Genomic DNA, 15,025 nt, shown 5'->3' on the forward strand with positions numbered 1-15,025 from the left:
AACTATTAATTAACTGTTCTCTAAAAATCATGCTGCAAGACTTCAGAGGCCAAAATCTTCAAGGACGATCGTTCAAAAATCAAAACCTCATCAATACAGATTTTTCCGGTGCAGATATTCGAGGTGCAGATTTTACAAGAGCAAATCTTGCGGGTGCTAACTTCAACAAAGCCACCGCAGGATTAGCACCTCGTCGAGTATTGGTAATAGTAATAATTGCAGCAGCCTTGTCAGGGATTGGGGGGGCTGCGTCTACATTTGCTCCGGAGATTATAGACTCTTCTCTGATACCTCAATATAACCGGGAATCCATTTTTATTCCAAATGCGATTGTCCTGTTTTTAGTAATGGCATATTTGTCAGTTGCGATCGTTCGTCAAGACATCCAAAAAGCTTTGGGATATTTAACTGTTACTGCTGTTGTATCGGTAGCTTTAATTAGTATTTTAGGCGGCATATCAAGTGACAAACACCCGATATTATCTTGGATGAGAAATTTTAGACTTGGTTGGGTAATTGCGGCTTTTAATGGTGAAATTAACAATTCTATCCCATCTTTAATTGTGAATTTAATTACGATCGCGTTTGGAAGCATGACTGTAGTAATAGCTTTGTCTTTAGCTATTGCTTTAGCTGCGGTAGTGGGAGAAAAAAAATTGGCACGTTTAGTTATATTTGAGGCAGTAGCTGCAGGCGGGATTGCTACATTTTTTACTATTATAAATGCAACTAGATATTTAAAAGTGAAGCTTTTAATTAAAGCAGGAATGGTTGACAATATAAACAATCAATGCAGTGATTTTTTCAATCGGTGTGCCGAACCTTTTGCAGATCCGCCTTTAGTTATTGCCATCATCGCTGCGGCTGTCATTTTAGCTTTAGCCTGGGTTGGATTGGGAATTTATGTCGCTAGCAGAGTGTTAGCAGAAGACGATAAATACGCCTTAATTCGCCAATTAGCAGTTGTTATTGCAGGAGTCGGCGGCACCAGTTTTCGCCGTGCCAATTTAACTAACGCCAATTTCAGTCACGCTACCCTGAAAAACACCGATTTCACGCAAAGCAATATCACCCGCACCCTGTGGCACAAAAGCTTGATGCTTGACTGGGCAATACCGGGCGAAACCATCTTAAACAACCCAGCAGTTCGAGACTTATTAGTCAGCAGAAACGGTAGAGAAAAATCCTACGAACAAGCCAATCTTAGGGGAGCAAATTTAAGCGATGCCGACCTTTTTGGTATCAATCTCAGAAATGCCGATCTCACCGACGCTACCTTCCAAGCTGCTAATTTAGAACAAGCAAATTTAACTCAAGTTCAAGCGATTAGTGCCGATTTTAGTAACGCTCAAATGACAGGAGTTTGCGGTTTGGGAAGCTGGAATATTGACAGTACCACAAACTTAGAATGGGCAGACAGTCGGTGGATTTACTTGTTAGAAGATGCCAAACCTGAAACGGACGATCGAGAACGCCGCCCCCACAACGGAGAATTTGCACCGGGTGAATTTACTAATTTTTTTCAAGAAGTAACAAATACAGTTGACTTAATATTTCGTCGAGGCCTCGATGCCACAGCTTTCAATGAATCTTTCAGACAGGTGCAAGTGCAAAATGAAGGCACCCCATTGCAAATTCAAGCAATAGAAAATAAAGGCGATGGCGTAGTTCTCGTCAAAGTTAGCGTTCCCGCAACTGCCGATAAAGCTAGAATTCATCAGGATTTCAAGCAAGCTTATGATGAAAAATTAGCAGCTTTAGATGCCAGATATCAAGCAGATTTAAACAGTCAATCCCTGCAAATCGAACGCATCAAACAGGAACAAATTAACAACCTAGCACTCATCCAACAACTAACGGCTAAAAAACCCGATCGACTTGTTGTTATCACTATAGAAAAAGCCCCGGAAGATCGATATTTAACAGTTAGAGTTAATATTTGGTCGGATGACGGATATTATTTACCTATCAACTTTAAGAAACAGTTGCCGCCACCCAAAGAAATTTTAGCTCTTTACCGCCAGTGGCAAACACAGTATAAATCTAGAGTTACTTCTCAAACAAACAGGGGATATTCCCATGCTAAACAAGATATTGATACTTCTCCCAGCATGGCAGAAGTGCACAGTCATACCAATTTAAAAAAAGAATGCAGCAATACTCTTGTCCCCCCCCTTAGCAAGGGGGGGTTAGGGGGGGTAAAAGAGTGTTCCACCATCGCGAAGAAATCGTATTACAGCAGATTTAAAGTTGATGCAATACGGTGGCAAGGCTTGGTAAATTATTCTCGCAAGTGTTGCAAATTAATGCCTGCTTTTTTTACCAGGCATCCGCTGTCTTCCAAAACCGACACTCCAAATTTTTACCGAATTAAAATTAACAAAAATCAAACTACAAATTTTTCTGTTAAAGACTTAAAAACCTCAGCCGAACAGTTAGAGAGTAGCTTAAATACTTGGCTGAAATCCGCATCATTTCACGAGATCGAGCGTATATTGCGTCAAAACTTCGACCCAAAAGACGAAGTGCGAATTGCAATCCAAACTGAAGATGACTTGTTGTGGAGATTGCCGTGGAATTGTTGGGATTTTTTGGCAGAGTATCGAAAAGCTGAAATTGCTTTTAGCGGGCCGAATAATGACAGAATTGTCAAAAATCGCGATCGCACTCAGTTGAGAATTTTAGCTATTTTTGGGGACAGTACGGGGCTCGATCTGAATGCAGATAAGGAAACTTTGAAAAGTTTACCAGCTCAGGTGGACTTTTTGGAACAGCCAAGTAGGGAAGAGTTCGATCGCTATCTTGGAGATGCACGAGGTTGGGACATTCTTTGTTTTTCGGGGCACAGCTACAGCGAAGCTGATAGCAGCAAGGGTTTTATTCATATCAATTCGCAAGAACAACTGACAATTGAAGAGTTAAAAGAGGTTTTTTCGGGGGCGATATCCCGCAATTTGCAACTAGCAATATTCAACTCTTGCGACGGTTTGGGACTTGCGAGACAGCTAGCTGATTTGTATTTACCTCAAATGATCGTGATGCGCGAACCCGTGCCAGATCGCGCCGCCCAAGAGTTTTTAAAATCCTTTTTGAGGTATTATGCTAGTGGTAATTCTTTATACGTGTCGTTGCGGCAAGCACGAAATCATTTGCAAAATATTGAAGGCTGTCCCTATGCGAGTTGGCTGCCTGCGATATGGCAGAATTTAGCAGAAATTCCCCAAAATTGGGAAAGACTTTCAGATTCTACTAATTGAGTTGTATGGTGATTTTAGTTGCCTGAAAACAGGGGGATGTTGGTTGTGGTTAATTATCTAGCAGATTCCAGGTTTATGAAGTACAGTATTCCCCTTAGTAAGGGGGGGTTGGGGGGCGTAAAAAATGTTGGGAAGCGTCGCTCTCTCCCGGGAAATTGCCCGCGCGATATTTCTGCCAGCGGGTTCACTTTAATTGAGTTGCTGGTTGTCATTTTTATTATTGGGATTTTATCTGCGATCGCTCTCCCTACCTTCTTCAGGTTAATCAACAAAGCTAAAGAAAGTGAAGCCACACAATATATTAGCTATTTGAACAAACACCAAACCGCGCAATATTACGAAACAACGGGATTTACCAACTCTTTCGGATCGCTTTCATTTTCCCAAGATCCAACGGCAACTTCTGCTGCTGCTATTTTGAAAGGTTTTGGCTTTTCTGTGCAAGAAAGCAAGAATTATTTGTATGGTATCAAAGTTGCGACTCACAATGGCTATCCAATTGCAGCTCAAGTAGCTGTGTCTAAAAATTTAGGTGTGCGATCTTATTTTGGAATTATCTACGCCTACGAAAATAATATCGTAGTTCCGTGCGGCCCGGTTGCTGTTGATTTGAGTTTGGCTTCCCCGGTGCTTAAACAAGTACAGATGGTGACACAATTTCTAGCCACTCCTGAGATTTATTGTCCTTATCCTAGTTTCATAAAATAGTGCTACATTTAGTAAATGTAGTTTTTGTTACCTAGTACCCAAATATAACTGGAGTTTAGACTAAGTCGTAGGGTTCGTCAGTCGGGGTTTTTTCGATTATCATCAAGTAGATGCAATAGAGCTCTTGCAAAAATACAAAGCACCCCACCCCAACCCTCCCCTTGGTAAGGGGAGGGGGTAAGATTATTCTTGTTTCCCCCCCCGGGAGGGGGGACTTGCGGGGGTAAATTTGACTTTTGCAAGAGTTCTAATCTGAGGCACCCTACTTAAATCAATCAAACATGAAAAATCTCGAACAATTAAGCGAAATTGCCCAGGCCGCCGCTTGGGGTGCCACAGATATTTTACAATCCTATTATCGCCCTGATGCCAATACTCCCAACCTGGACATTCAAGAACAAAAAGACGGCCCAGTTACCGCTGCTGATGTCGCTGTCAATTCTTATATTCTCGATGAATTGCAGTCGGTTTTAGGGAATGCAGAATTTGGCTACCTCAGCGAAGAAACTTACAAATCTTATTTAGAAAGTTGTGGCAAAGTTCCTTTACCTCAATGTTGGGTTTGGATTATTGACCCTTTGGATGGAACGCGCGATTTTATTGACAAGACTGGTGAATTTGCCGTTCATATTGCTTTAGCTTTTGAGGGAAGACCAATATTAGCGGTTGTGGCTTGGCCAGAAAAGCAAAAGATTTATTATGCCATCCGCGATGCTGGTGCTTTTGGGGAAATTCGCGGGGGTTCTGCGGTGAAGTTGCAGGTTTCTGCGCGCAATATAGTGGCAGATTTATCTATAGTAACCAGTCGCAGTCATAGGGACGATCGCCTAAATCGACTATTGCACAAATTTCCCTGCCAAAATCAACTGGCTGTGGGTAGCATCGGCTGCAAGATTGCGACGATTGTGGAACAAAAAGCTGATGTTTATATTGCCCTTTCCGGGAAGTCGGCGCCGAAGGATTGGGATTTGGCGGCGCCGGAATTGATTTTGACGGAAGCGGGCGGGCGATTTACTCGTTTTGATGGTTCTGCTTTGGAGTATAACCGGGGAGATGTCAGTCAGTGGGGGGGGTTGTTGGCGAGTAACGGTTGCTGTCACGATGCTTTGTGCAGGGATGCTGAGGGGATTTTGGCGGAGATTGATTCGGGTTTGCGGTAATCAGGTTGGTTGGTAGTGAGGAATGCGAGTTCTGGGAATGGATGCGGACTGAAGTCCTCACTACGAACCTGTTTTTTTTATTGCACCTAACATTATAAGCTGAATTATGTATTAATTGTCATGTTTGAGTTCTCAGTACAATGCACTTACATTTTAAAAATGTTTGTGGTATATGCTGCTTGCATTCATCGCAGTAATTGTACTTAAGTATTTTTTGCTCTTTATCGGTACTTTAATTAACAAGCTCTTTTTAAAGAAAACTTTATATAGCTCTGCCAAAAAAACTGTTATTGTAGCTACAACAGATCAGAAATAACCGAATTTTTACGCAGAACTGCTGTGTCTGTGTAAATCAAAATTGATATATAGTTTCGGACGCCAGTCACGAAATTGGGGAGTTATTGTCTTTTTTTTACCCCAAATAGGTGTATTATGTCGAATTTAAATGCTCCAGTTTCAGTAAAGTCGATCGCCTTTATCGACACTCAAGTACCAAATTATCAAAGTTTGGTGGCTGGGGTAACACCGGGTACGGAAGTTGTGGTGTTAGATGGGAACGAAGATGCGATCGCCAAAATTACTGATATTTTAGCTCTTCGGGCGAATATAGACAGCATTCATATCGTTTCTCACGGTGCTCCCGGTAGCTTGCAACTGGGTAATGGTAGTTTGAGTTTAGACGATCTAGAGGGCGATCGGCATTCTCTACAGCAGTGGTTTTCGCCACTGGGCAAAAATCGATCGAATATTCTGTTGTACGGGTGTGAAATAGCAGCAGGCGAGACAGGTAAAGCATTTGTCAAACGCTTGAGTGAGTTAACCGGGGCGTCGGTTGCAGCTTCCCAAAACCTCACCGGAAGTGTAGCAAAAGGTGGCGACTGGGAATTAGAAGTAACAACTGGAGAAATTAAAACACCGCTAGTATTTGTACCAGAAGTATTGGCAAATTACGAACACGTTTTGAATAGCTTCAGTACCGCAACTAATTTTGGCGCAGGCCCATATCCTGTCTTCGTCGATGTCGGAGATTTTAACGGCGACAAAATAAAGGACTTAGCCGTAACAAACGCTAACGCTCCCATCAACGGCAGCAATCCTGGGACATCAATTTTATTAGCAAATAGTCCGGGTAGCTTTGGCACCGCTACTCCGTTGGGAAAGGGGCCAAATGCCTTCGCTATCGCCGACTTTAATATAGATGGCTTTGACGACTTGGTTGCAGATAATGGTGCTGGTTCTCTATCAATATTTTTGGGAAGTAAGAGTGGCTTGGGTACTCCCGTCAATCTATCTTTCGACACGCGGATTGCGGCTAATTATATTGTTGCGGCAGATTTTAATAATGACAAAAGACCAGATATCGCTGTGGCAAGCAATCGGGCTACCACCGTCCCCAATACTAGCGCTGTCTCAATTCTGTTGCAAAATCTCGACGGGACTTTTAGCTCACCACTCAGTTATGCGGTAGGAAAACAGCCAACTTCCATCACCGTGGGCGACTTTGATGGCGATGGCAAGAAAGACGACTTAGCTTCAACAAACCGTACCGATAACACAGTTTCAATTCTGTTAGCAAATGATAGTGGAGTCTTTACAAATGGCCCAACTATTCCAGTGGGAACCGGGCCGAATTCGATCGCTGTAGGGAAATTTGATGCGGACAATAGAGATGATTTAGCCGTAGGTTATAATCCCTCTAACAATATCTCAATTCTGTTACAAAAAAGCCCTGGAACTTTTACCGCTGCTCCCAATTTAGGAGTGAGTGCAAATTTCCTGGCTGCTGGAGATATCGATGGCGATGGCAAGTCAGATTTGGCCGTGCCAAACGGTACTTACGGCGTGTCAGTTCTGATTGGAAAAGGCAATGGTGAATTTAGCAATCCCACCGACTTTCCGCTGAGTTCTTCTGCTAATTCTTATCAAAGTGTTGTGGTGAAAGATATTGATGGAGATCAAAGGCTGGACATTGCTGCAACGAGCTTCAATGACAATAACGTTTCAATTCTGTTGAATACACCCAATACAGTTAATTTTGGTGCGGCAACTTACAGCGGTACAGAAGGAACAACAGACACAGTAGTTAATGTTCCTCTCACCCTCAGCGGTGGCACTCCCTTGACCGATGTCATTGTACCAATTGCGATCGACCCCAGCAGCAGTGCCACCCAAAATTCTGACTACACTATTGCCCCTACCTCGATTACATTCCCCGCAGGTGCAACAGGTGCCGCACTCACCAAGAATGTGGCAGTTACTATCAAACCCGACAATCTCCCTGAAAACGCCGAAACCGCAATTCTCAACTTTGGCACAATTACCGGAGGCGTTGGGGGTACAACCAAACAAACAACACTAACTATCGCTGCCAACGGTCAAATTTCCTACGCCGTCGCTGCCGATACTGCCAGCATTCCCGAAGGCAATAGCGGCACAACTCCTCTAACTTTTACCGTTACTCGCAGTGGCAGCACTGCTGTAGCAAGTAGCGTCAACTATACCATTGGAGGAACTGCTACCAATGTCAGCGATTACAACAGCATCGGCGGCACTTCTGGGGCAACTGCTGCTACTGGCACGATTAATTTTGCTGCCAATGAAACATCGAAAACTATTACTCTCAATGTAATAGGCGACGGAGTAGTAGAAAGCGACGAAACTATTGCGGTTACGCTGTCAAATCCAGTTGCACCGGGGCTAACACCTGCAATTACTACTGCAACTTCGACAATAACTATCAACAACGATGACACGGCCAGCTTCAAAATTGCACCTACCAGTACAACTGCTACAGAAGGCCCTGGCGGTGCAACTGGCAGTTATACTGTCAAGCTAACATCGCAACCCTCTGCACCTGTCAGCGTCAGCTTCAATACTGGCAGTCAAATAAATGCGATTTCGCTGCCGATTATATTTGACAGCACTAACTGGAATGTTGCTCAAACTGTCACCGTTACTGCTACCGACGACTCTCTAGCCGAAAAAACGCACAGCGGCACAATTACTCACACGGCTGCGACTACCGATACCAATTACAGCAGCTTGACAATTCCCAGCGTTACGGTTTCGATTACCGACAATGACAGTCCCGGCGTTTCAATTATCCAATCAACAGGCAGCACGGATATTGGCGAAGGCGCTGCCACAGACACTTATAAATTAGTTCTGACTACTGCACCTACTGCACCTGTCACGATTAACTTTGATTCGGGCAGTCAAATAAATTCGATCGCATCTCTAACTTTCACGCCCGCTAATTGGAATGTTGCTCAAACTGTCAGCGTTAGTGCGATCGACGATTCTCTAGCCGAAGGAACCCACAGCGGTACGATTAATCATACTGCTGTCAGTACCGATACCAATTATAACGGCTTGACGATTTCTCCTGTCACAGCCACGATCGCAGACAACGATACAGAAGGCGTCAGCATTGCACCTACCAGCACAACTGCCACAGAAGGCGGTGCGACGGGCAGTTATACAGTTAAACTCAAATCGCAGCCGACGGCACCCGTCACCATCAACTTTACTGCCGGAAGTCAAATAAATGCGATTTCGCCGATTATCCTTGACAGCACGAATTGGAAAGTTGGCCAAACAGTCACTGTCACCGCTACCAACGATACCAAGGCTGAAGGCACCCACGGTGGCACTATTTCTCACACTGTCACCAGCGCCGACACCAAGTATAGTGGCAAGCCGGTTCAGGATGTAAATGTAGTTATTACCGACAACGAAACAGCAACTGTCAGCATTTCTCCGACGAGTACGACTGCGACAGAAGGCGGCGCGACGGGCAGTTATACAGTCAAGCTCAACAGCGAACCGAATGCACCTGTTAACCTCAGCTTCAATACTGGCAGTCAGATTAATGCGATTTCTGCGATTACCTTTGACAGCACTAGCTGGAATGTTGGCAAAGCAATCACTGTCACCGCTACCGACGATACCACAGCCGAAGGCGCGCACAGTGGCACAATTACTCACACTGTTACCAGTTCAGACACTCAGTATAGCGGCACGCCTGTTCAGGATGTAAATGTAGCGATTACCGACAACGAAACAGCAGGTGTCAACATTTCTCCGACGAGTACAACTGCGACAGAAGGCGGTGCGACGGGCAGTTATACAGTCAAGCTCAACAGCAAACCAAATGCACCTGTTAACCTCAAATTCAACACTAGCGGTCAGATTAATGCGATTTCTGCGATTACCTTTGACAGCACTAACTGGAATGTTGCCAAAACAGTCACGGTTTCGGCTGTTGACGATACGGTTGCCGAAGGCGCGCACAGTGGCACAATTACTCACACTGTTACCAGTACCGACACTCAGTATAGCGGCAAGGCGGTTCAGGATGTAAATGTAGCGATTACCGACAACGAAACAGCAGGTGTCAGCATTTCTCCGACGAGTACAACTGCTACAGAAGGCGGCGCGACGGGCAGTTATACAGTCAAGCTCAACAGCCAGCCATCTGCACCTGTTAATCTCAGCTTCAATACTGGCAATCAGATTAATCCGATTTCTGCGATTACCTTTGACAGCAGTAACTGGAATGTTGCCAAAACAGTCAAAGTTATTGCAACTGACGATGAGGTTCTTGAAGGCGCGCACAGTGGCAGCATTGCTCACACCGTGGCTAGCACGGATGCTAAGTATAACGGAATTGGGATTGCAGGGGTGTCAGTGGCGATCGAGGATAACGACAAAGTTTTCACCAACAAACTCGATCGAACGATACCTGGTTATGTCGGCCCTAATGCGTGGGGAGACTTCGACAATGATGGCGATTTGGATCTCTTGGTCATGGAAGGAGGTAGTGCACCAAACAACTATTATCAGTCTTTTCCCCGATCGGCATACACTCCGAAAGTTTACAGAAACGACAACGACAGCGGTAGCTTTACACCAAACGACAGCGGTAGCTTTACAGCAGTTGATATAGGCCTGCCTACCGTTTACGGAGGTATCCTTAATGAAAATGGGAAGGAGTACACTTCCAAGCCTTCTGCTACGTGGGGAGACAGGGACAATGATGGCGATCTCGATATCTTGCTCACAGGCGTAATTGATACTCCTCCACCAGACCCTTTCTCGATCCCCCCTGAACCCTCCATCCCCGCTAAACCCTACACCCCCATCACCAGACTGTACCTGAACCCAAGGATTGATAATTTCCCGCCTCCTTTCCCAACCGAGCCACCGAACCTCGATAAATTTAGTCTAGACAGAAATGTAAAGCTGCCTGGTATTTTCAACGGTTCCGCAGCTTGGGGAGACTACAACAACGATGGCACACCGGATCTCGTACTCACCGGCGACACGGGTGCAGGCGGCTACATCGCCAAAGTATTTCGCAACGAGGGCAGAAACTTTGAGGAGGAGACTGGGGCTAAGTTGCCCGGTGTTAAAGGCAATGCGGCCTGGGGAGACTACGACAATGATGGCAACAAGGATATCTTGCTGACAGGGGACACCGGTTCAGAATACATCGCAAAATTGTATCGGAACACTGGCAATGGCTTTACCGAAAAGCCACTGCCGCAAAGTCAAAACCCTAACGAACCTATTATTTACGGTGCATGGGGAGACTCCAACAGCGATGGCAAAATAGATATCTTGCTGACAGGTGGATCGTCGCGTCCAAATGAATCGAACTACGGCCGTACCAGATTGCTAGGAAACAATAGTAATGGAGATACTACTAGCTTTCTGGAAGCTTATTACCCATTTGGGTATGGTGGTAGTCGCGGTGCTTGGGGAGACTACGATAACAATGGCAAGCTGGATATCCTTGTGACAGAACTGGGTGGTAATTCGGGTTCCAGTGTCGCCAAAGTTTACGCAAAAAATGATTCTGGCAGCAATTTTGAACTCCTCAAGGATGCAGGGCTGCCTGATAATGTTGCCAGCCCGAGTTCTTGGGGAGACTACAACAAGGACGGCAGACTAGATATTGCACTCACGACAAAAGATAATTCACCCGGTAGCAATGACACTTTTGTCAAAGTCTACCGCAACAATACCTCTAAGCCGAACACGCCCCCCTCTGCACCTCAAGGCTTATCTGTAGACTACAGTTCCAATGATGGAGTCAGTTTAGATGGAGTCAATTTAAAGTGGCAGTCAGTCGGAGGATCGGGGAACCCAATAGACGCTCAAACTCCACCTCAGGGTTTAAGCTACAACCTGCAAGTTTGGACGACTCGTCCCAATCCCAAAGGTGGTGATGAACCTCCCATTAAAGAGTACATTATTGCTGGCCCAATGTCTCTTGATAACGGGACTCGGCAAGTGGTGCAGTTGGGAAATGTCAACCAAGCCAAGAGCAAGTCGTCAAACGCCTGGGAGTACAGTTGGGGGCTAAAGCCGGATTACTTAATTCCTGGAAAGACTTATAACTGGAGTGTACAGGCGATCGATGGTGCTTGGGCGGGTTCACCCTTTTCCGAAGTCAAAAGTTTTGTCGCCCCCGATTTCCCTGGAAAAGTCTCGATCGTTGCTACAGATCCCAATGCGGCGGAAGTAGCTCTTCCTTACCCAGGAACACCAGGTAATCCCGGAGAATTCACCATTACCCGCACCGGCAGCCTCGACAAAGAGTTATTTGTTCCCTTGAAACTCGACGAGAATACAACGGTCAATTTCACAGATTACGAATGGTCTTACGAATATTTCTCTTGGCGAGAATTCAAGATTATCTCTGAAACTTTGCCTACTCTTTTTAATCTTGAACAAAGAGTAAATGTAACTATCCCAGCTAATCAACGCAGTGTCAAAATCGTCGTTAAACCTGTAGACGATAGCCGAGTAGAAGGTGATGAGAAAGTTGTTATTAGCTTGGGAACTCCCGAAACCTACAATAATGTAGGTGAACCCTCTACTGCTACTGTGACGATCGCAGATAACGATCGCAACAACCCTGTCCGGACTGGTGTAGTTATTGACGGTTACATAGACGGTGCCAATCTATTCCTAGATGCCAACAAAAATGGCATCAAAGACACCAACGAACCATCCACCACAACCGATACAGGCGGTAAATTCAATCTCAACATCCCCTTCGAGACTTTCGATACCGACAAAAATGGAGAAATCGACCCAGAAGAAGGCAATTTAGTAGCCACTGGAGGCACTGACACCGCCACCGGTTTACCCCTAGAAATACCAATCACCGCACCGCCAGATTCCACAGTTGTCACCCCCCTAACCAGCTTAATCGCCGAATTGATCGACAAAGGAATTGCACCGGAAGAAGCGCAATCTTTAATCAAAGCCGCCCTGGGAATTCCCGCCAATGTTGACCTGACTAGCTTCGATCCAATAGACGCTACCAACAACAATCAGCCAGGGGGTGTCCAAGTCTTAGCAGCAATGGTGAAAGTCCAAAACTTCATCACTCAAACTGTCGCTTTGATTGACGGTGCATCCAGTGCAGCCACTAAGGATCTTGTCAAATCTGTGGTCATTTCAATTACAAATCAAATTCAATCCAGTCCAGTTTTAAACCTCAGCAACGCAGCCGCTTTAGAGCCAATCATCCAGCAAGCAGCCGCGAAAATCCAGCAAATAGACTCCAGTTTCAACATTCAAAAAGTCACCTCTATTACCTCGCAAGCTGCGACAGTAATGGCGATCGCAAATCAACGCATTGATAGCGCTGTTTCTAGCACAGCAACATCAATTACTGAATCAGTTTCCCGCGTCCAACAAATAGCTTTGGGCGCAACAACTCAAGACTTCAAAGCGATTGGTACGGGAAATAAGACAATTTCCCAACTCGTTGCTGAGAATACTGGTGCTGCTTTAGATGCCCAAATTCAAGCTGTCACATCACCTGCTGGAATTGCGACTCCCGTTGTCACCGGCGATGCGGATTTAGGAGGTAATTCCGGGAATCCCATCAACGGTACGAATGGCGATGATATCCTCACCGGCACCAGCAGCAATGATGTATTGATGGGCATGAGGGGCAACGATTCTCTCGACGGTGCTGCCGGAAATGACACTATTTTCGGTGGCAAAGGCTTCGATAGTTTGCTCGGTTCGGGCGGTGATGATGTCTTATATGCTGGCCGGGGTGCTGATATTTTGAATGGCGGCGATGGTAATGATAATCTTTACGGAGGTAAGGGCGATGATTTCTTGAATGGCGGTTTGGGAAGTGATACTTTGACGGGAGGTAAGGGATTAGATAAATTCCTGCTTGACAGCAATTCCGGTACTGATACCATTGCCGATTTTGAAGATGGCAAAGATTTGTTGATCCTCGGTAATGGAGTGACTTTCTCGCAATTGGCAATTACTGAAAGTAATGGCCTAACTCAGATTAGTTTTGCCGCTACCGGAAAAGTTTTTGCTTCTTTAACAGGAGTGTCTGCCACTGCGATTAATGCGGCGGATTTCAGTTTGTTATAGTTCAATACGGTTCAGTTAAGACAGTCCACTGGGAAAAACGATTGCTCTCCCGCGGCGCAATGACAAACAAACCTTAACTGAACCGTATTCTGTTATAGTTGTCGATACTATCAAACCTACTTTTTCGATATTTGCAACTCCGATATGGTCTATCATGGTAAAATCAAACCTGACAGTGCCTTGCGAAATTGACTTAAAAACAGGCGCGATCGCAGGTACGCAGAACCAGTTTATTACTGTTGTCCAACCTCCGATTGATGCCAACGGCGACAGTTGGTTAGAAACGTTAGTAAAGATCAATTTTCAAGGTTTCACCACTGTTAAATTTATCGTTGACTATGGTGAAACATCATCAGGATGGACGGTAAATATTGGTGATTCGGCATCGAATGACGGCTATGGAGGGGATGGTGGGACTCAAAGCAACGATGCTGAGATGCAGATTGCCAATGGGAATATGGCTGTTTTTGGTAACGACTACAATACACCTCCGGGCGCTCAAATTATCCAGGGAAATGTTCCTAAGTTGGTAAGTAATGGTTCCCGTATCGAGTTAGAAATTAGCAACCAAAAGCTGGCATGGAACAACCACAAAGGACTGCAAAATAGCTTGAACTCGCCGTACTTGTATGCTACTGCCAGTCAAGCTGATGCGACGGGCTCAGTCAACTCCAGCATCTATGCTAGCTTTAACAGGGTGATTAGCGGGCGATCGGATCGTTTGGGTTCGGGAGTGAGGAAGGTAACTATTCTTCTCGATCCGATCGACTATTCTATTACTCCTAACGCTGTGGCAATGGCAGAAGGCAATGCTGGCACTACTCCTGTTACTTTTACCATCACTCGCAAAGGCGCTACATCCTGGGCAAGTTCTGTAGATTATGCGATCGGCGGTAGTGCGACCAACAGCAGCAATTACAATAATCTTGGGGCGACTTATCGGGCAACAGAGATCGCAGGTACGATCGACTTTGCAGCGGGTGAAGTATCCAAAAGCCTGACTCTTTATGTGGTGGGCGATACACAGTTTGAACCTAATGAAACGATCGCGGTTGCACTGTCAAATCCTGTGGCACCTTTTAGCTCTTATATTACCACTGCGATCGCCACAACTACGATTGACAATGATGACAGCTTAGTAGCTAATGTTAATGTTTATTACGCGATCGCCGCCGTAGGATTAGCAGTCGTGATTCTAAGTATAGCCAAATTGCGTTCCATGACGTGACAGAGATTGGTACGTTGTTGGGCTTTAGCCCTCTTCATATATACGCTTAAAGGAGGCTCAAGCCCAACTACGTACCTTGATTAATATGATAGTTTGGTCTGATTCGCAAATTTTTGTGGTACAGTAATTTCGGATTCATTTCCTGAATATTGTCTTTAGCGAAATTTTGATTTCTCAGCTATTTTTAAATAAAAGTTTACAGAACTCCTCGAATAAAGCTGCTATTGTTACTACAACGGATATTTAACCTG

The 15,025-nt window shown here is 45.1% G+C and carries 5 protein-coding genes; all 5 read left to right on the top strand.

Features of this window, described 5'->3' with window-relative positions; all coding sequences use genetic code 11:
- Window positions 1-29 precede the first annotated feature (29 nt).
- The 5 genes from QZ938_RS05200 (at window position 30) to QZ938_RS05220 (ending at window position 14,774) form a co-directional block, all read left to right on the top strand.
- Window positions 30-3,257: a pentapeptide repeat-containing protein gene (locus QZ938_RS05200; RefSeq protein WP_293348419.1), complete on the top strand. Its 3,228-nt coding sequence runs from the start codon at window positions 30-32 to the stop codon at window positions 3,255-3,257.
- Between the two features lie 75 nt (window positions 3,258-3,332).
- On the top strand, window positions 3,333-3,965 hold the full coding sequence (locus tag QZ938_RS05205; protein WP_293365380.1) for a type IV pilin-like G/H family protein: 633 nt from the start codon (window positions 3,333-3,335) through the stop codon (window positions 3,963-3,965).
- A gap of 281 nt (window positions 3,966-4,246) precedes the next feature.
- Entirely contained in the window at window positions 4,247-5,125 is an 879-nt protein-coding gene (locus QZ938_RS05210; protein ID WP_293348416.1) for an inositol monophosphatase family protein, read from the top strand.
- Between the two features lie 432 nt (window positions 5,126-5,557).
- Entirely contained in the window at window positions 5,558-13,546 is a 7,989-nt protein-coding gene (locus QZ938_RS05215; protein ID WP_293348413.1) for a DUF4347 domain-containing protein, read from the top strand.
- Window positions 13,547-13,700: 154 nt separating this feature from the next.
- Window positions 13,701-14,774, top strand: coding sequence for a hypothetical protein (locus QZ938_RS05220; protein WP_293348410.1), 1,074 nt, complete (start codon window positions 13,701-13,703; stop codon window positions 14,772-14,774).
- Window positions 14,775-15,025: the final 251 nt, after the last annotated feature.

The sequence above is a fragment of the Microcoleus sp. CAWBG27 genome, assembly GCF_020883145.1.
GTDB lineage: Bacteria > Cyanobacteriota > Cyanobacteriia > Cyanobacteriales > Microcoleaceae > Microcoleus.

What these genes read in the sequence shown, in the direction of transcription:
- QZ938_RS05210 (WP_293348416.1), top strand. Translation starts at nt 4,247, where the DNA reads ATGAAAAATCTCGAACAATTAAGCGAAATTGCCCAGGCCGCCGCTTGG.
- QZ938_RS05215 (WP_293348413.1), top strand. Translation starts at nt 5,558, where the DNA reads ATGTCGAATTTAAATGCTCCAGTTTCAGTAAAGTCGATCGCCTTTATC.
- QZ938_RS05205 (WP_293365380.1), top strand. Translation starts at nt 3,333, where the DNA reads ATGAAGTACAGTATTCCCCTTAGTAAGGGGGGGTTGGGGGGCGTAAAA.
- QZ938_RS05200 (WP_293348419.1), top strand. Translation starts at nt 30, where the DNA reads ATGCTGCAAGACTTCAGAGGCCAAAATCTTCAAGGACGATCGTTCAAA.
- QZ938_RS05220 (WP_293348410.1), top strand. Translation starts at nt 13,701, where the DNA reads ATGGTAAAATCAAACCTGACAGTGCCTTGCGAAATTGACTTAAAAACA.